This window comes from Kribbella sp. NPDC104740 (assembly GCF_055583505.1).
This window is the reverse complement of record NZ_JBVJNV010000011.1, coordinates 187,916-205,419: the sequence shown is the minus strand read 5'-3', so window position 1 is coordinate 205,419 and position 17,504 is coordinate 187,916. Positions and strand designations below refer to the sequence as shown.

Sequence of the window (17,504 nt, the reverse complement as noted above, 5' to 3'; positions counted from 1 at the left end):
CTGGCCGCTGCAACGCTTACTCGGGCAAACCCACAAAAACCCCCCCCCCCCCCCCCCCCCCCCCCCCCCCCCCCCCCCCCGCGGTAAGGGAAGGAAGGCGGAGTCCGGAGAGCCGGTGGCCGAGAGGCCGGTGGCCGGAGGGCCGGTCTCCGGAGGTGTACAACGCAGCGGGGCCCGACCTGGAAGTTCAGGTTCGGGCCCCGCTGCGTTGGTGCTTCTCGGCTTTGGTAAAGACTGCGTTCAGATCAGCCCTCGGACCGGGATTTCACTCTGCGTGACCGTGGCGGCGCGGTCAGTCAGAAGTTCCCGGACATGACGAAGAGGCGGTGCCGCCGGAAAGCACCGCCTCCTCACCCGAGGTGTTGTTTACACGCCGTGACCGTGAGCCTGCGCGCGGGCCTCCGGGCGGAAGCCGTTGCGCGGGCTGAGCGTGTCGTCGCCGTTGCCGAGCGCCTTGAGCTGCTCGGTGAAGTACGTCTTCAGCCGGCTGCGGTACTCGCGCTCGTAGGCGTGCAGGTCGTCGATCGTGCGCTCGAGCTGGCCCTTCTGCTTCTCCAGGGTCCCCAGCATCTGCGCGCGCCGCTCGGCGATCTCGCCGTCGAGCTTCTCGGCGCGGGCGCGGGCCTCACCGGTCATCCGGTCGGCCTTGCCGCGGGCCTCGTTCTCCAGCCGCTCGGCCTTGGCGCGGGCCTCGCCGATGATCTTGTCGGCGGTGTCCTTCGCCTCCTGGACCAGGTCGTCGGAGTGCTTGGTGGCCATCTCCAGCAGCCGCACGGCGGAGCTGGACGCGTCGCCGACGGTCCCTGCTGCCGCAGCAGCCCCCGCGGCCGCTACAGCGGGAGCGACGACTGGGGGCTTCTCCTCGGGCTTCTCGACCACGACCGGAGCGGGCTTGGGCTGTTGTACGACGGGCGGGAGCGCGGCGGTCTGGTCGACCGGCCGCTCCTGACCCGCACCAGCGCGCTGGGCCGCCGCCAGCTTCGCGCGCAGCTCTTCGTTCTCCGCGAGGAGACGCTCGAGCTCGGCCTCCACCTCGTCGAGGAAGGAGTCGACCTCAGTGACGTCGTAACCCTCCCGCAATCGGACGGGCGTGAACTGCTTCGAGCGGACGTCATCCGGCGTCAGCGGCATCTTTCACCTCGTTTGTCTGTGTCTTGGCGGAGTCTGGGGCGCAAACCCCGGCGACTCAGTAGATCACGTTATCGCTTCGTTGTGTTCTGGCGGAATCCGGGCCGGGCGACAACTTGACCGGCACCCCTTCGCTCGGGTCTGCTTCTACCCCTCCTGCCGATGGCTCAAGCTCCGTCGCGGCGTCCGCACGGCCGCCCTCACAGCGACCGGATCGCGGTGTTGTTGACCGACATCGCCAGCGAGACGAGCACGAACAACATCAGCATGGACAGGTCGATCCGGATCCCGCCGGCCCCGATCGGGGGCAGGATGCGGCGCAGTGGCCGCAGGAACGGGTCGGTGACGGAGTAGACCAGTTCGAACAGCAGCAGCAGCGGGCCCTTGGGGTGCCACTGTGGCGCGAACATGACAATCAGACTGAGTACGAACCGCGCCACCAGCATCAGGAAGAAGGCGAGCAGCACCCAGCTGAGAACACTGAGGACGAGCGCTAGAGCAACCATGTCGTCAATGAGTGTAGAAGACCGGGGAAGTCACCGGAGCGTTCTAGCTCTGGTTGTAGAACCCGTCCGCGGCGATCTTCTCCTTCTCCTCCGCGGCGACCGTCACGTTCGGCGGGCAGACCAGGAACACCTTGGTGGTGATCCGTTCGATCGAGCCACGGCAGCAGAAGATCAGCCCGGCGGCGAAGTCGACCAGCCGCTTGGCGTCGGCGTGGTCCATCTCGGTCAGGTTCATGATGACGGGGGTGCCGTCACGGAAGTGCTCACCGATGACGCGCGCCTCGTTGTAGCTGCGCGGGTGCACGGTGGTGATGCGGGCCAACTCGGTAACCTCCGGGGACGGTACGACTCCACGCCGCTCTGGAAACTTGCTGACCGTCGCGCCCTGCTCGTCGCGGTCACGCTGGTCACGACCGTCGCGAACCTCGCGACCGTCGCGCGCGTCCCGGGACTCGCGGACCGGTTCGGTCTCGTGGGACTCCCCGTCGACGACGTCGTCCTCGTACTCGTCGTAGTCGTCGTACTCGTCGTCGTAGCGCGCGTTGTAGCGCTCGCCGTCCTCGACCAAGCCGAGGTACACACCCATCTTGCGCAGCGCGCCGCTCATGGCCCTCCAGCCCTTCGAATCAGGTTCCTCGCCGACAAGTGAGCGGACCTCGCGATCCACTCGATGTCGACACTAGCCCAGTGGGGGACGCGTTCCGAGTAATGCACGCCCGAGCCGAACGTGTGTCGCTCCCTGCCTGATCGCCGCCTCCAGGTCACCGGTCATCCCGGCCGAGATCCAGCCGGCGCCGGCGTGTTCGGAGCGTAGCCGCGACGACACCGCACGCAGCGCGGCGAAGGCCTCGTCCGGGTCGGAACCCAACGGCGCAACGGCCATCACGCCGCCCAGCTCGAGGCCGTCGGCCGCGGCCACAGCGGCCGCCAGTTCCAGTACGTCGCCCGGCGCGACGCCGCCGCGGCTCATGCCCGTCTCGGCGCCGTCAGGCCCGTACGACGCCAGGCTGACCTGCAGCAGACACCGCACGGTTTTCTCCTCGGCGACCGCGGCCTTCGACAGCGCGCCGACCAGCGAGAGCCGGTCGACCGAGTGCACGACCTGGGCCAGGCGGACCACCGAGCGGGCCTTGTTCGACTGCAGCTGGCCGACGAAGTGCCAAACGAGGTCGGGCGCGTCGGGCGCCTTCGCCTTCAGCTCCTGCTCACGGTTCTCCCCCGTGTCGGTGACACCGAGTGCTGCCAGCGCGCGGACGTCCTCGATCGGGAAGGTCTTGGTGATCGCAACCAGGGTCACGGAATCCTCGGGGCGCCCGGCGGCTTCACAAGCGGCCCGGATGCGTTCGCGAACTTGTGCAACGTTCGCGGACAGCTCCGCCGCGCGGGCCGCTGGATCGGCTCGCTCCTCCTCGGCGCTCATTCGCCGAGCCTGATCAGACCGGCCAGGCGGCCGCTGACCTGGCCCTCGCGGCGGTACGAGTACAGGTCCTCGGACTCGATCGTGCAGCGCGTCTGGTCGACCACCTCGACGCCGAGCTCGCCGAGCTGCGCGGTGACACCGGCGGCCACGTCGATCGACGGCGTACCCCAACTGGTCTCGGCGTACGACGCCGGGACGCGCTCGGCGACCTCGGCGCGCATCTCCTCCGGGACCTCGTAGCAGCGGCCGCAGGCGTACGGGCCGAGGACCGCGGTGATCGACTCGGCGCCGAGGCCGCGCATCGCGTCGACCGTGGCCGGCACCACGCCGGCGTACAGGCCCTTGCGGCCGGAGTGGGCCGCGCCGATCACGCCGTTGACCGGATCGGCGAGCAGGACCGGGAGGCAGTCGGCGGCGCGGACGGCCAGGACGACGTCGGTGCGGGTGGTGACGAGGGCGTCGGCCTTCGGGTTCGGGCTGACCGGGAGCACGTCGTCCGGCCGGACGACGTGGACGTCGCGGCCGTGCACCTGGCTGACCCGGACCACCGCCTCCGGCGTCAGGTCGAACGCGGCCGCGACCCGGCGGAAGTTCTCCGCGATCGCCTCGGCCTCGTCACCGGCCGCGCTGCCGAGATTCAGTTCGCCGTACGGCGGGAGGCTGGCTCCCCCGTAGCGATCGGTGAAGGCGAAGCGGACACTGCCGAGAACCTCGTCGTAACCGAACACGACAGAAGGCTACCCAGCGACCGGGCCCGGGCCGCACCCCGACCACCCCTCGCGGCAGGTCAGCCGGCCGCGGGGGCGAGGGACAGGTCGAGCGCCGCCCGGGCTTCGTCGAGGACTCCGAGGCGTTCGGGCGTGGCGGGCAGCGCGAGGACGTGCTCGACCGCCTCGCGGTGGGCGACGGCGTACGCGTCGGTGGCGGGAACCTCGATATCCGGGGTGATGCCGATGCCTTCCCAGTTGGTGCCGGAGACCGGGTTGATCGCGCGCATGATCGGGATGGTCGCCTCCAGATGGCTGTGCAGCTTGAAGCCCTCGCGCGGATGGGCGCCACCGCCGGTGCGCTCCCCCACGACCTTCGCGCGGCCGAGCTGCTGGAGGTCGTAGGTCAGCTCCTCGCCACCGGAGAAGGTGGAGCCGCTGGTCAGCACCCAGATCGGCTTGCTGCCGCCGAACCGCGGGCCGGGGACGTGGTGGGTCCAGAACTGGCGGACGGCGCCGGTGGCGGGGGTGACCAGATCGTTCAGGTGCACCGGCTCGCCGTCGAACAGGTGGCTGCAGACGAACGCGACCTGCTCGGGCGACCCGCCGAGGCACTCGCGGAGATCGAGGATCAGCGCGTCTGTTGCCGAGAGCAACGACATCGCGGCGGTGACGGCGGCGCCGCCGTGCGAGGGGTCGAAGAGCAGCGGCTTGATCCGGAGCAGGCCGATGTTGCCGGGGAGGCGCTCGACGCGGCCCACACCGCCGGCGTCGAGGCGGGCGCGGGTCGCCCAGTAGTGCTCCTCCTCGACCGGATCGGTCTCGTCGGGCACCTCGCCGCGGTGGAACTTGAGCCGCAGGTGCTTGTCCTGGTTGCCGATCTGGAGGTCGGCGGTGACCTGCGCGGAGAGCTGCTCGGGGTCGGTCAGTACGTCGTACCGGCCGTCGGCGGCGGCTGTGGTCAGCCGGTCCGCGACCTCGCGGCCGACCTCGGGGAACACGTACTGCTCGTTCACCAGGGCGGCCAGGCGGTCCACGATGGTTCGGATCTCGTCGCTGTGCATGCCGAGGAGTGAAGCACGCGGCTTGACAAAGCGTCAAGAGTTCTTGACTCTTGATTGATGGACGAGGAGCTGGAGATCTCCAGCGCGGCACAGTTCAAGGCGCTCGGGCACCCGCTGCGGCACCGGTTGCTCTTCGCGCTCGGCTTGGAGTCGGCGACGACGAGCCAGTTGGCGGTGACGCTGGGGACGGGCAAGGGGAACATCGCGCACCACCTCGGCGTACTGCGGGAGGCGGGGATGGTCGAGGTCGTGGAGACCCGTCAGGTGCGGGGTGGGACGGAGCAGTACTACCGCCGTACGGCGCACCGCTTCAGCTTCACGGGCGAGGGTGCGCGGGAGAACAACACGATCGCCCTGCAGGCGGTCGCCGCGGACCTGCAGACCGCCGAGGATCCGCTGCTGAACATCCGCAACGTGCGGTTGACGCAGGCCCAGGCAGAGGAGCTCGCGGCGCAGCTCGACAAGATCACGACGACGCTGAAGGACGCGGGGCCGGGCGAGGCGCGGCACGGGGTGGTCGTCGCCGTGTACAAGCCGAAGAACTAGAGGGAGCCCGGCACGGCGGGGGCGGCGCGCCCCTCCCACGTACAAACGCCCCAGCCGGAGGCTGGGGCGTTCGGAGGACTACTTCAGGAAGTCGGGGATGTCGAGGTCTTCCTCGGGGTCCGGCTTTCTGGTGGGGCGGGTGGGTGGGGTCTGGGTGGCCGGCGGGGAGTACGGCGCGGAGGTGGTCGGCGGGGTGCGGACCGGGTCGCCGGGCTGAGGGCGGGCCGAGTACGTCGTGCCGGCTCCGGGGCGGGACTCCGTCGACGGGGGGACCGGGACGGTGTCGTCACTGGGGGTGCCGAAGTGGCCGTGGGTGACCTGGGCGTCCTGGGACGCCGGGGTGGAGGTCGGGGCCGGGTTGGTGGAGCTGAACGGGATGGTGCCGGGGACCTGGGGCGGGGTGGGCTGGCCGTTGCCCGACTGCCCCTGGCCGGCCTGGGCACTGCCCGGCTGACCGTGGGTCGAGTGATCCTGCCCTGGCTGACCGTCCGCGGCCTGGCCGTCGACCGAGCGGCCGTCAGCTGACTGGCCGTGGCCCGCCGCGCCATGACCCGCTGCGCCGGGACCGGAGTGGGCCTGCCCCGGGCCACCCTGACCGTGCCCCGGGCCACCCTGAGCCGACTGACCCTGCGCCGCAGCGTTCGTGCCCACACCGCCCGGCGAGTACCCGGGCGGGTTCGAGCTGTCCGCGCCCGGCTGGTGCATCTGGGCCGAGAACTCCTGCCGCGGTGCCCCGAAGGCGTCCGTGCGCGGGGCGGGGAAGCCGGTGTCCTGGCGCTGGTTGCTGAAGCCGTTCTCCTGGCGCGGGGCACCGAAGCCGGTGTCCTGCCGCGGCGCTCCGAAGCCGGTGTCCTGGCGTGCAGGTGGGGCCTCGGCGCTGCCGGCGCGGTTCTGCGGGCGGGCGCTGTTCATCGCCTGCTCGCGGCGCTTCGGCATGCCGCCGTCGAAGCCGGCCGCGATCACGGTGACCCGGACCTCGTCGCCGAGGGCGTCGTCGATGACGGCGCCGAAGATGATGTTGGCGTCGGTGTGCGCCGACTCCGAGACCAGCTGGGCGGCCTCGTTGATCTCGAACAGGCCGAGGTCCGACCCGCCGGCGATCGACAGCAGCACGCCGTGCGCACCCTCGATGCTTGCCTCGAGCAACGGAGAGGAGATGGCGGCCTCGGCGGCCGCGACCGCGCGGTCCTCGCCGCGGGAGGAGCCGATCCCCATCAGCGCGGAGCCGGCGTTCGACATGACCGCCTTGACGTCGGCGAAGTCGACGTTGATCAGGCCCGGCGTGGTGATCAGGTCGGTGATGCCGGAGACACCCTGCAGCAGCACCTGGTCGGCCTGCTTGAAGGCGTCCAGCACCGACACGGCCCGGTCGGAGATGGTGAGCAGCCGGTCGTTGGGGATGACGATCAGGGTGTCGACCTCTTCGCGGAGCGCGGAGATGCCGTCCTCGGCCTGGGTCGCCCGGCGCTTGCCCTCGAAGGAGAACGGCCGGGTGACGACGCCGATGGTCAGCGCGCCGAGCGAGCGAGCGATCCGGGAGACCACCGGCGCGCCGCCGGTGCCGGTCCCGCCGCCCTCACCGGCGGTGACGAAGACCATGTCGGCGCCCTTGAGCGCCTCCTCGATCTCCTCCGCGTGGTCCTCGGCGGCCTTCTGCCCGATCGACGGGTTCGCGCCGGCGCCGAGGCCGCGGGTCTCCTCCCGGCCGATGTCGAGCTTGACGTCCGCGTCGCTCATCAACAGCGCCTGGGCGTCGGTGTTGATGGCGATGAACTCAACGCCCTTCAGACCGTGCTCGATCATCCGGTTGACGGCGTTCACGCCGCCTCCGCCGATACCGACGACCTTGATGAGTGCCAAATAGTTCTGCGGTGCCGCCACGTCCGCGCCTCTCGCCTCGTTCTGTCCCGTTGTGACCTGTTGGCCGTGTTCCAGCGAAAGTTCCAGCGAAAAGACTGAACCTCAAGTGGATGCTTAGAGTCATCTCGACTTTATCGATTGCGTCGCACGCTACGGGACGCGTTCTGCCAATGTCCACGCGCCTCGCCGCCCGTCCCGTGATGTGGTTCGGGATGTGACGCGTTACCTCTTTTCCCCTTTGGTGACAGGGAGATCGGGCGCGGACACGTCGTACACCTTGGCCTGGCGCCGCATCAGCACGCTGAGTACCTCGGCCTTTTGCGCGCTGTCATCGGAACCGCCCCAGACCACCTTCACCCCGGACCCCAGGTTGAGGGTGATCGAGTCCGGAGAAGCCGCCGAGATCGACCGTACCTCGGAACGCAGCGTGACCGGCAAAGCGGCTGACACGGTCACCACCGAGCGGATCGTCACCTCCCGGCGGGCGCCGACGACCAGGGCCTCCGGCAGCCCCTCGGGCCGCGACGGCACGGTCCGGAACGACGTACCGGTCGCGTCGACCAGCTCGAACTGCTTGCCGTCGGTGACCACGACGACCGGGACCCGCTCGGTGAGCACGATCTCCAGCTGGTTCGGCCAGGCCCGGGTCACCTGCGCGTCGGCGACGGACTGGATCCCGCGCACCCGCTCGGCGATCACGTTCAGGTCGACCTTGGCCAGCGGCGTCCCGAGCGGCGCCTCGGCGACCTGCTCGACCGTTGCCACCGGCACCGTGTCGGCGCCGGTCACCCGGACGCCGTCGACGGCCAGCGCGGAGGAGAAGTAGAACAGCCAGACGGTGATCGCGGACAGCAGCAGCACCGCGCCGCCGACCGCCCAGGGCAGCCAGCTCCGCCAGCGCACCAACCGCTGCCGGCGCGCGAACCGCTGCTGGGCCTTGGCCAGATCAGCGTCAGAGCTCATCCCAGGATCACTCGATCAGCGCGGCGTTGTGCGCCGCCCGCTCGGCCAGCAGCCCGACCACCTCAGGCCCGATCAGCGTCACGTCACCCGCGCCGAGGGTGACCACGAGGTCCCCCGGCAGGGCGAGATCAGCGACCACCCGCGGTACGGCGGACCAGGACGGCTCGAAGCGCACCTGCTCCGGCTTCAGCGGCACGTGGTTCGCGATCAGGGCGCCGGTGACACCGGGCTCCGGGTCTTCGCGGGCCGCGAAGATGTCCATCACGACGACCTCGTCGGCCAGCGCGAGCGCCTCGGAGAACTCGGTCGCGAAGATCCGGGTCCGGCTGAACAGGTGCGGCTGGAAGCACGCGATCACGCGCCCCTCCCCCGCCACCTGCCGGGCCGCGATCAGGTCGACGGTCAGCTCGGTCGGGTGGTGCGCGTAGGAGTCGAAGACCCGGACGCCGTCCTCGAGCCCCTTGAACTCGAACCGCCGTCCGGTCCCGGTGAACGATGCCAGCCCTTCGGCCAGGTCGGCCGCGGAGAAGCCGAGCCCGAGCCCGACGGTCAGCGCGGCGGACGCGTTCAGCGCGTTGTGCTTACCGGCCTGCTGCAGGTTCACCACTGGCAGCTTGCGGCCGCGGAACACCGGCACGAACGACTGCAGGGCACCGGAGGCCGAGATCTCGGTGACGCGCAGGTCGGCGTCGTCGGCCTCGCCGTACGTCCGGACGTCGATCCCGCGCTCGCGCGCGAACGCGGCCAGCCGGCGCGCGCCCGCGTCGTCGTAGCAGACGACCATGAAGCCACCGGGCTGGACGCGGCCGCAGAAGTCCTCGAAGGCCTGGAAGTAGCTGGCCTCGTCGCCGTAGTTGTCCAGGTGGTCGGGCTCGACCGAGGTGACGATCGACACCTCGGGGCTGTAGGTCAGGAAGGACTTGTCGGACTCGTCGGCCTCGGCCACGAACAGGTCGCCGGTGCCGTCGTGCGCGTTCGAGCCGGACTCGTTGAGGTTCCCGCCGATCGCGTACGACGGGTCCGCCGCGCAGTGCTGCAGCGCGACGGTGAGCATCGACGTCGTGGTGGTCTTGCCGTGCGTCCCGGCGACGGCGATCGTGCGCCGCCCGACCATCACCGAGGCGAGCGCGGCCGCCCGCGGCAGGATCGGGATCCCGGCGGCGCGGGCCGCGACGACCTCGGGGTTGGTCTCCCGGATCGCGGTCGAGACCACGACGGTGTCGACGGCGGCGACGTGCTCGGCGGCGTGGCCGACCCAGCAGGTGGCGCCGAGGGCGCGCAGTGCGGCCAGCACCTTGCCGTCCTTGGCGTCGGAGCCGGAGACCTCGATACCGCGCGAGGCCATGATCCGGGCGATGCCGGACATCCCGGCGCCGCCGATGCCGACGAAGTGCACGCGGCCCAGCTTCTCGGCCGGCAGGAGAGTGTCAGGTGCGGTGACGATCACGAGGCCGACCTCACCACATCGAGCACGATCTGCGCCAACCGGTCGTCGGCGTCGGTGCGGATGACACCCTGCGCTGCTGCGGACATGGCTGTCAGACGCGCCCGGTCGTGCAGAAGTTGCGGCACCGTCGCGCGGACCCAGTCGGGGGTGACGTCGGCGTTGTCGACGATCAGGCCGCCGCCCGCATCGACCACGGGCTTGGCGTTCAGCCGCTGCTCACCGTTACCGTGCGGCAGCGGAACGTAGATCGCGGGCAGCCCGACGCCGGACACCTCGGTGACGGTGTTCGACCCCGAACGGCAGACCACCAGGTCGGCGGCCGCGTAGGCGAGGTCCATCCGGTCGACGTACGAGAGGACCCGGTACGGTAGCGGGCCGGTCTGGGCGACCTCGAGGGTGTTCTTCGGGCCGATCGCGTGCAGAACCTGTACGCCGGCCGCCTGCAGGTCCGCGGCCGCGCCGGCGAAGGCGTTGTTCAGCTGCTGCGCACCCTGCGAACCGCCGGTGACGAACAGCGTCGGCGCCGCCGGGTCGAGCCCGAAGAACGCCTGCGCCTCGGCCCGCAGCGCGGCCCGGTCCATCGTCGAGATGGCCCGGCGGATCGGCAGACCGACGTACTGGGCGTGCGGGAGGTCGGTGCCGGGGAACGAGGTGATCACGTTCTCGGTGCAGTACCGGGCCGCGAACTTGTTCGCGATGCCGGGGACCGCGTTGCCCTCGTGCACGACGATCGGCGTCTTGCGGCGCCAGGCCGCGACGTACGCCGGGGTGGACACGTAGCCGCCGAAGCCGACGAGCACGTCGGCCTTGGCCTCGTCGAGCACCTTGCGGGCGGCGCTGACGGAGTTCAGCATCTTGCCCGGTACGGCGAACAGCGCCGGTGTGGGCTTGCGCGGCAGCGGGACCGGCGGGATCAGCTCGAGCCGGTACCCGGCCTCGGGCACCACCCGGGTCTCCAGCCCGCGCTCGGTCCCCAGGGCGAGGATCTCGACGGTCGGGTCGATCCGGCGCAGCGCGTCGGCGGTCGCGATCAGGGGTGAGGTGTGGCCGGCGGTTCCCCCACCGGCCAGAACGATGCTCGGCACAGCTTTCAACGCTCCCGCGTGTTCTCACGGCCGCTCGGGCCAGGTGTGCGCCGCGTCGACATCCACCCGAGCAGCGGCCGCCGGTGCTCCTTCAGGGCGGCCTGCGCGCCGGGCTCGGCCTTCGCGAAGGACAGCAGCATGCCGATCGCGATCAGCGTCGGCAGCAGTGCGGACCCACCGTACGACAAAAGCGGGAGCGGGATCCCCACGATCGGTAGCAGACCGATCACGGCCCCGAGGTTGACCAGCGTCTGGGCCATGATCCAGACCGTGATCCCGGCCGCGCAGTAGCGGATGAACGGCTCGGTGGAGCGGGTCGCGATCCGGATCCCGGCGTAGGCCAGGGTCAGGAACAGCGCGAGCACGGTCAGCGAGCCGATCAGCCCGAGCTCCTCACCGATCACCGCGAAGATGAAGTCGGTGTGCGCCTCGGGCAGGTTGCCCCACTTCTGCCGGCTGTTGCCGATCCCGACGCCCCACCAGCCACCGGTGGAGAGCGCGTACAGGCCGTGGTAGGCCTGCCAGCCGACGTCGGTCGGGTCGGCGAACGGGTTCATGAAGTTGGTCAGCCGGTCCATCCGGTGCTTCGCGGTGGTGACGAAGTACGCCGCGATCACGCCGACCACCGCGATCGCGGTGACGAACAGCCGGGTCGGCGCGCCGACCACCCAGATCAGGCCGATCATGATCGCCATCAGCACCAGCGACGTGCCGAGGTCGCGCTGGCCGACGATCAGCGCGATCACCAGGCCGCAGACCGGCGCCATCGGGATCAGCAGGTGCTTCCACTGGGTGAGCAGCTTCTGCTTGCGCGCGTACAGGTCGGCGCACCACATCACCAGCGCCAGCTTGGCGAACTCGCTCGGCTGGATCTGCAGCGGACCGCCGAAGGACAGCCAGTTCGTGTTGCCGTTGACGTTCTTGCCCAGGCCCGGCACGTAGGTCAGCACCAGCAGGAACGTCGAGCCCAGCAGGGCGACGTACGCGAGCATCCGGAAGTGCCGCGGGGTCATCCGCGAGGCGACGTACGCCATCGGCAGACCGACGCCGACCCAGATCAGCTGGCGGTAGAAGATCGTGTAGCTGTTGCCGTTCGTGCGCAGCGACAGGACGCTCGAGGCCGACAGCACCATCAGCAGCCCGAGCACCATCAGCAGGCCGGTCGCCCCGAGCACCAGGTGGTACGACGTGAGCGGGCGGTCCAGGACGTTGCGTACGGCGGCCATCAGGCCGCTGCCGGTCCCGCCACCGCGCTCGGGCGACTTCTGCTCCGGCCGGTCCATGATCGACGTCATGCGATCACCTCAGGCCTCAGTGGCCCAGGCGGTTCACGGCTTCGGTGAAAGCGTCCCCGCGGGCTCCGTAGTTGGCGAACATGTCCCACGAAGCGCAGCCCGGCGCCAGCAGCACGGTGTCACCCACCTGTGCGAGCTTGGTCGCCTCCCCCACCACGGTCTCCATGGTTCCAGTGTCCGTTGACTCGACCACGATCACCGGGACCTCAGGCGCGTGTCGGGCAAGTGCTTCGGCGATCACCGCCTTGTCCTGGCCGAGCAGCACGACCCCGCGCAACCGCTCGCGGGCCGCGATCACCAGTTCGTCGAAGGTCGCGCCCTTGGCCTGCCCGCCGGCGATCCAGACCACGTGCTCGTAGGCCAGCAGCGAGGCCTGCGCGGCGTGCGGGTTGGTGGCCTTGGAGTCGTCCACGTAGTTGACCCCGGCAACCTCCGCGACGTGTGCGATCCGGTGCGCGTCCGGCCGGAACCCGCGCAGCCCGTCCCGCACCGCGGTCGCCGGTACGCCGAACGACCGCGCCAGCGCGGCCGCGGCCAGCGCGTTGGCGACGTTGTGCGGCGCCGGCGGGGTGATGTCGGCCAGCGTCGCCAGCTCCAGCGCCGAGGTCGCGCGCTGCTCGACGAACGCGCGGTCGACCAGGTACTCGTCGACCAGCCCGACCATCGACAGGCCCGGCGTCCCGAGGGTGAAGCCGATCGCGCGGCAGCCCTCGATCACGTCGGCGTCCTCGACCAGCCTCTCGGTGACCGGGTCGGCGACGTTGTAGACGCAGACGACCTGGCAGTTGGTGAAGATCCGGCCCTTGGCGGCGGCGTAGGCGTCCATCGAGCCGTGCCAGTCGACGTGGTCCGGCGCCAGGTTCAGGACGGCGGCCGAGTGCGCCGACATCGAGTCCGTGAAGTGCAGCTGGTAGCTGGACAGCTCGACCGCGATCACGTCGTACGGCTCGGGGTCCATCACGGCTTCGAGCAGCGGGAGCCCGACGTTGCCCGCGGCGACCGCGCGGTGCCCAGCGGCGGTCAGGATCGCGGTCAGCATCTGCACCGTGGTGGTCTTGCCGTTGGTCCCGGTGATGCACAGCCAGGGCGCCGCGTTCGCGGGGTCGCGCAGCCGCCAGGCCAGCTCGATCTCGCTCCAGATCGGTACGCCGCGCTCCGCGGCCGCGGCCAGCAGCGGCGCGTGCGGCGGGATCCCCGGCGAGGTGACCACGACCTCGACGTCGTCCGGCAGTGCCGCCGTACTGCCTGCGCCGAGCCGGATGTCCGCACCGAGCGTGCCGAGGATCTGCTGCTTCTCCTGCAGCGCCTCGTTGTCACGGTCGTCCAGGACGACGACGTGCTCGGCGCCGGCCTGCAGCAGCGAGTCGGCGCACGCGTAACCCGCCGTACCGAAGCCGAGGACGACGAACCGTGTGGTCGCCCAGCCGTCGTCGGTGCGTGTGGTGAGACTCATCCGGCCACCCATTCCGCGTAGAAGAGGCCGAGACCGGTGGCGACGCAGAGCCCGGAGATGATCCAGAACCGGATCACCACGTTGACCTGCTCCCAGCCGAGCATCTCGAAGTGGTGCTGCAGCGGCGCCATCCGGAACAGGCGTTTGCCGACGCCGCCGGTGCGCTTGGTGATCTTGAACCAGCTGACCTGCAGGATCACCGACGCGGTGATGATGACGAACAGCCCGCCGAGCAGCAGGACCAGCAGCTCGGTGCGGGTCATCACACCGAAGCCGGCCACCGCGCCACCCAGCGACAGCGAACCGGTGTCGCCCATGAAGATCTTGGCCGGCGACGCGTTCCACCACAGGAACCCGAACAGCGCGCCGGTCAGCGCGGCCGCGACGACCGCCAGGTCGAGTGGGTCGCGCACCTCGTAACACTTGGCGCCCGGTGCGGTCGCGCAGCTCTGGTTGGACTGCCAGATGCAGATCAGCGTGTAGGCACCGAAGACCATCATCGACGCGCCGGTGGCCAGACCGTCCAGACCGTCGGCCAGGTTCACGCCGTTGGACATACCTGCGATCAGCAGCAGGATCCAGATCACCACGAGCACCGGCAGCAGGTGCAGCCACTGGATGTCGCGGATGAACGAGATGAACGGCGACGCCGGGGTCTGGCCGCGCTCGTCGGCGAACTGCAGCGCGAGCACGGCGAAGACCACCGCGACCATCGTCTGGCCGGCCAGTTTCGCCTTGCTGCGCAGGCCGAGGCTGCGCTGGCGGAAGATCTTGATGAAGTCGTCCAGGAAGCCGACCGCGCCCATCCCGGCGAACAGGAACAGCACCAGCAGCGCCGACGCGCTCGGCGGCTTCATGGTCAGCAGCTTGGCCGCGAAGTATCCGACGATGGTGGCGATGATGAAGACGGTGCCGCCCATCGTCGGCGTCCCGCGCTTGGTGTGGTGCGAGGTCGGGCCGTCGTCGCGGATCTCCTGGCCGTAGCCGCGCTTGGAGAGCAGGTTGATCGCCAGCCGCGTGCCGAGCAGCGTGAGCACCATCGAGATGGCACCCGCGAACAGGATCGAGATCACTGCGCGGCCTCCTGCAGGAGCGCGGTGGCCAAGGCGTCGAGCCCGACGTACCGGGAGGCCTTCACCAGCACCACGTCCCCGGGCCGCAGCTCGGCACGGAGCAGCGCGAGCGCCTCGTCGAAGGTCTCGACGTACGCCGACTCGTCGCCCCAGGAGCCTTCCAGCGACGCGCCGAGGTGGATCGGGCGGGCGTCCGCGCCGACCGCGACCAGCCGGTTCACGTCCAGCCGGACCACCAGCCGCCCGACCGCGTCGTGCTCCTCGGTCGAGCTCTCGCCGAGCTCACCCATCGGGCCGAGCACCGCCCAGGTCCGGACGCCGCGGTTGCGGCCGATCGCGACCAGCGCCTTGAGCGCGGCCCGGACCGACTCGGGGTTCGCGTTGTAGGCGTCGTTGATCACCGTCACGCCGTCCGCGCGCTCGGTGACCTCCATCCGCCACTTCGACACCGCGGTCGCCGCGTTCAGCCCGGTGACGACCTGCTCCGCGGTCAGACCGGCGGCCAGCGCCGCGGTCGCCGCGGCGAGGGCGTTCGGGACCTGGTGCTCGCCGACCAGTTGCAGCTGGACGTCGAAGCTCTGCCCGTCGACGTGCAGCGTGAAGCTCGGCTTGCCGTCGCCGTCCACCTTCACGTCGCTCGCCCGGACGTCGGCGTCCGGGGCCTCGCCAAAGGTGCGCACGATCTGCTCGGTGCGCGGCCGCATCCCGGCGACCCGCGGGTCGTCGGCGTTCAGCACCGCCGTACCGCCGGCCACCACGTTGTCGATCATCTCGCCCTTGGCCTGCGCGATCGCGTCCTGGCTGCCGAACTCGCCGATGTGGGAGTGCCCGACGTTCAGCACCATCCCGACCTTCGGCGGCGTGATCCGGCACAGGTAGTTGATGTCGCCGACGTGCCGCGCGCCCATCTCGGCGACCAGGAACCGGGTCTCCTGATCGGCCTGCAGCGCGGTGAACGGGTGCCCGATCTCGTTGTTGAACGAGCCGACCGGCGCCACCGTCGGCCCGTACGGCGCGACCAGCTGCGCGATCAGGTCCTTGGTGCTGGTCTTGCCCTGGGAGCCGGTCAGGCCGATCACGGTCAGGTCGGGCAGCTGCGCCACGACGTACCGGGCCAGCTCGCCGAGCGCGACCTGGGTGTTCGCGACCACGATGCACGGACAGCCCTCGACCGGCCGGGTGGTCAGCGAGACCGTCACGCCGGCCCGCGTCACCGCCGGCACGAAGTCGTGGCCGTCGACGCGTTCGCCGGGCAGCGCCACGAACAGACCGCCCGGGACCACCTCGCGCGAGTCCTTCGCGACCGCGCCGTCGACGACGGCGTCCGGATCGACTCCGGACAGCTCACCGCCCACGGCCGTTGCGATGTCACCGCACCTGACAGGGATCACCGGGTCTCCTCCAACAACTCACGTACGGTCTGCCGGTCGTCGAACGGGTGGATCACGCCGCCGACGTCCTGGCCTGTCTCGTGGCCCTTGCCCAGCACGACCACGGTGTCGCCCGGGCCGGCCAGCTCGATCGCGGTCCGGATCGCCTGCCGCCGGTCGCCGACCTCGCGCAGGTCCACGTCCGGTACGGCGGCCCGCGCACCCTCGACGGCGGCCGCCCGGATCGCCGCCGGGTCCTCGCTGCGCGGGTTGTCGTCGGTGACGATCACCGCGTCGGCCGCGCGTGCGGCGGCGGCACCCATCGCCGGGCGCTTCCACGGGTCGCGGTCGCCGCCGCAGCCGACCACGGCGTACAGGCGGCCCTTGGTCGCGCCGCGGGCGGCGCGCAGCGCCAGCTCGACCGCGTCGGGCGTGTGCGCGAAGTCGACGATCACCTGCAGGCCGTCGCGGACGAAGGTCTCCATCCGCCCGGGCACGCGGGCGTCCTTGAGACCGGCCGCGATCTCGGCCGCCGGTACGCCGACCTGGCGCAGCATCGCGACCGCGAGCAGCGCGTTGGCGACGTTGAAGTCACCGGGCAGCACGATCTCGATCGTCAGCTCCTCGCCGGGACCGCGGATGTCGATCACCGTGGAGCCGTGCTCGGACTGGTGCGTCGCCGCGACCGTCCAGTCGGCGTCCCGCGTCGTCGACACGGTGACCAGCGGGACGACGGTCTGCTTGGCCAGCCGGCGGCCGTACTCGTCGTCGATGTTCACCACGGCCAGGTCGCAGCGCTCGGGCGTGAACAGCGAGGCCTTCGCGGCGAAGTACTCCTCGAAGGTCTTGTGGAAGTCGAGGTGGTCCTGACTCAGGTTGGTGAACCCGGCGACCGCGTACCGGGCGCCGTCGACCCGGCCCTTGGCCAGCGCGTGGCTGGAGACCTCCATCGCGCACCAGGCGACGTGCTCCTCGCGCATCACCGCGAACAGCGCCTGGAGATCGGTCGCCTCCGGCGTCGTCATCGCGCTCTTCACGACCTGGTCGCCGATCCGGGTCTCGATCGTGCCGACCAGCGCGGCCGGGCCGAGCCGGCGCAGCACCGAGTCGAGCAGGAAGCTCGTCGTGGTCTTGCCGTTGGTGCCGGTGATCCCGAGCAGGCGCAGCTCGCTGGTCGGTTCGCCGTACACCTTGGAGGCGACGGCGCCGAGCACCGCGCGCGGGTCGGGGACGACGAGCAGCGGCAGGCCGGCGGTCAGCGCCCGCTCGACGCCTGCACGGTCGGTCAGTACGGCGACCGCACCACTGGCCTGGGCGCCGGCGACGAAGGCCGCGCCGTGCGTCGCGGCACCCGGCAGGGCGGCGTACAGGTCACCGGGGCGGATCGAGCGGGAGTCGAGCGAGACACCGGTGACGGCGACGTCGGCGGCGCCGGCCGGGACCTCCGCTCCGGCTGTTCGCGCGAGCTCGGAGAGGGCTACTGGTACGACGTGCCGCGGCCTGATCGCGGCTACAGCGCCGCCTGCGGCGGTAGGGGTGGACACGGCCCCAGAGGCTACCGTTCCGGGGCGTGTGACACCTACCTGA

15 protein-coding genes and 1 pseudogene are annotated in these 17,504 nt (G+C 70.8%); 1 reads left to right on the top strand and 15 read right to left on the bottom strand.

Annotation, left to right across the window (positions count from 1 at the left end; genetic code table 11):
* Positions 1-366 precede the first annotated feature (366 nt).
* The 6 genes from ACZ6Z4_RS37725 to ACZ6Z4_RS37700 form a co-directional block, all read right to left on the bottom strand.
* Positions 367-1,131 carry a DivIVA domain-containing protein gene (locus ACZ6Z4_RS37725; RefSeq protein WP_184794094.1) on the bottom strand — a complete coding sequence of 255 codons (765 nt, stop codon included), beginning with the start codon at positions 1,129-1,131 and terminating at the stop codon, positions 367-369.
* A gap of 197 nt (positions 1,132-1,328) precedes the next feature.
* The gene (locus ACZ6Z4_RS37720; protein WP_344169555.1) at positions 1,329-1,634 is read right to left on the bottom strand and encodes a YggT family protein; all 306 of its coding nucleotides are present in this window, start codon (positions 1,632-1,634) and stop codon (positions 1,329-1,331) included.
* A 43-nt stretch (positions 1,635-1,677) separates the two neighbouring features.
* Complete coding sequence (locus ACZ6Z4_RS37715; RefSeq protein WP_363670896.1) at positions 1,678-2,241, bottom strand: cell division protein SepF; 564 nt, start codon at positions 2,239-2,241, stop codon at positions 1,678-1,680.
* Between the two features lie 72 nt (positions 2,242-2,313).
* Entirely contained in the window at positions 2,314-3,054 is a 741-nt protein-coding gene (locus ACZ6Z4_RS37710; RefSeq protein WP_465576883.1) for a YggS family pyridoxal phosphate-dependent enzyme, read from the bottom strand.
* Positions 3,051-3,782 (bottom strand): peptidoglycan editing factor PgeF, encoded by a 732-nt coding sequence (gene pgeF / locus ACZ6Z4_RS37705; RefSeq protein ID WP_465576880.1) that lies wholly within the window; start codon positions 3,780-3,782, stop codon positions 3,051-3,053. Before pgeF ends, ACZ6Z4_RS37710 begins: the two co-directional genes overlap by 4 nt.
* 59 nt (positions 3,783-3,841) lie before the next feature.
* Entirely contained in the window at positions 3,842-4,825 is a 984-nt protein-coding gene (locus ACZ6Z4_RS37700; protein WP_465576877.1) for a S41 family peptidase, read from the bottom strand.
* Positions 4,826-4,882: 57 nt separating this feature from the next.
* Here ACZ6Z4_RS37700 and ACZ6Z4_RS37695 point away from each other — a divergent pair, with 57 nt between their 5' ends.
* Positions 4,883-5,371 (top strand): ArsR/SmtB family transcription factor, encoded by a 489-nt coding sequence (locus ACZ6Z4_RS37695; RefSeq protein WP_465576873.1) that lies wholly within the window; start codon positions 4,883-4,885, stop codon positions 5,369-5,371.
* Positions 5,372-6,097: 726 nt separating this feature from the next.
* Here the strand turns inward: ACZ6Z4_RS37695 and ftsZ are convergent.
* The 9 genes and pseudogenes from ftsZ to ACZ6Z4_RS37650 form a co-directional block, all read right to left on the bottom strand.
* Positions 6,098-7,252 (bottom strand): annotated as a pseudogene (gene ftsZ, locus ACZ6Z4_RS37690) (cell division protein FtsZ); the annotation flags it as partial.
* A 201-nt stretch (positions 7,253-7,453) separates the two neighbouring features.
* Positions 7,454-8,194 carry a cell division protein FtsQ/DivIB gene (locus tag ACZ6Z4_RS37685; protein WP_465576868.1) on the bottom strand — a complete coding sequence of 247 codons (741 nt, stop codon included), beginning with the start codon at positions 8,192-8,194 and terminating at the stop codon, positions 7,454-7,456.
* A gap of 7 nt (positions 8,195-8,201) precedes the next feature.
* On the bottom strand, positions 8,202-9,641 hold the full coding sequence (gene murC, locus ACZ6Z4_RS37680) for a UDP-N-acetylmuramate--L-alanine ligase (protein WP_465576865.1): 1,440 nt from the start codon (positions 9,639-9,641) through the stop codon (positions 8,202-8,204).
* On the bottom strand, positions 9,638-10,726 hold the full coding sequence (gene murG / locus ACZ6Z4_RS37675) for an undecaprenyldiphospho-muramoylpentapeptide beta-N-acetylglucosaminyltransferase (protein ID WP_465576862.1): 1,089 nt from the start codon (positions 10,724-10,726) through the stop codon (positions 9,638-9,640). The genes murC and murG overlap by 4 nt, the downstream gene beginning before the upstream one ends.
* A gap of 5 nt (positions 10,727-10,731) precedes the next feature.
* Positions 10,732-12,021: a putative lipid II flippase FtsW gene (gene ftsW, locus ACZ6Z4_RS37670; RefSeq protein WP_465576859.1), complete on the bottom strand. Its 1,290-nt coding sequence runs from the start codon at positions 12,019-12,021 to the stop codon at positions 10,732-10,734.
* Between the two features lie 16 nt (positions 12,022-12,037).
* The gene (gene murD / locus ACZ6Z4_RS37665; protein ID WP_465576856.1) at positions 12,038-13,474 is read right to left on the bottom strand and encodes a UDP-N-acetylmuramoyl-L-alanine--D-glutamate ligase; all 1,437 of its coding nucleotides are present in this window, start codon (positions 13,472-13,474) and stop codon (positions 12,038-12,040) included.
* Positions 13,471-14,547 (bottom strand): phospho-N-acetylmuramoyl-pentapeptide-transferase, encoded by a 1,077-nt coding sequence (gene mraY, locus ACZ6Z4_RS37660; RefSeq protein WP_363670917.1) that lies wholly within the window; start codon positions 14,545-14,547, stop codon positions 13,471-13,473. The genes murD and mraY overlap by 4 nt, the downstream gene beginning before the upstream one ends.
* A complete protein-coding gene (locus ACZ6Z4_RS37655) occupies positions 14,544-15,938 on the bottom strand; it encodes a UDP-N-acetylmuramoyl-tripeptide--D-alanyl-D-alanine ligase (RefSeq protein WP_465576850.1) in 1,395 nt (464 codons plus the stop codon). Before ACZ6Z4_RS37655 ends, mraY begins: the two co-directional genes overlap by 4 nt.
* On the bottom strand, positions 15,935-17,461 hold the full coding sequence (locus ACZ6Z4_RS37650; protein WP_465576847.1) for a UDP-N-acetylmuramoyl-L-alanyl-D-glutamate--2,6-diaminopimelate ligase: 1,527 nt from the start codon (positions 17,459-17,461) through the stop codon (positions 15,935-15,937). Before ACZ6Z4_RS37650 ends, ACZ6Z4_RS37655 begins: the two co-directional genes overlap by 4 nt.
* Positions 17,462-17,504 lie beyond the last annotated feature (43 nt).

What these genes read in the sequence shown, in the direction of transcription:
- ACZ6Z4_RS37700 (WP_465576877.1), bottom strand. Translation starts at nt 4,825, where the DNA reads ATGCACAGCGACGAGATCCGAACCATCGTGGACCGCCTGGCCGCCCTG.
- ACZ6Z4_RS37725 (WP_184794094.1), bottom strand. Translation starts at nt 1,131, where the DNA reads ATGCCGCTGACGCCGGATGACGTCCGCTCGAAGCAGTTCACGCCCGTC.
- ACZ6Z4_RS37685 (WP_465576868.1), bottom strand. Translation starts at nt 8,194, where the DNA reads ATGAGCTCTGACGCTGATCTGGCCAAGGCCCAGCAGCGGTTCGCGCGC.
- ACZ6Z4_RS37720 (WP_344169555.1), bottom strand. Translation starts at nt 1,634, where the DNA reads ATGGTTGCTCTAGCGCTCGTCCTCAGTGTTCTCAGCTGGGTGCTGCTC.
- ACZ6Z4_RS37710 (WP_465576883.1), bottom strand. Translation starts at nt 3,054, where the DNA reads ATGAGCGCCGAGGAGGAGCGAGCCGATCCAGCGGCCCGCGCGGCGGAG.
- ftsW (WP_465576859.1), bottom strand. Translation starts at nt 12,021, where the DNA reads ATGACGTCGATCATGGACCGGCCGGAGCAGAAGTCGCCCGAGCGCGGT.
- ACZ6Z4_RS37715 (WP_363670896.1), bottom strand. Translation starts at nt 2,241, where the DNA reads ATGAGCGGCGCGCTGCGCAAGATGGGTGTGTACCTCGGCTTGGTCGAG.
- ACZ6Z4_RS37695 (WP_465576873.1), top strand. Translation starts at nt 4,883, where the DNA reads ATGGACGAGGAGCTGGAGATCTCCAGCGCGGCACAGTTCAAGGCGCTC.
- murD (WP_465576856.1), bottom strand. Translation starts at nt 13,474, where the DNA reads ATGAGTCTCACCACACGCACCGACGACGGCTGGGCGACCACACGGTTC.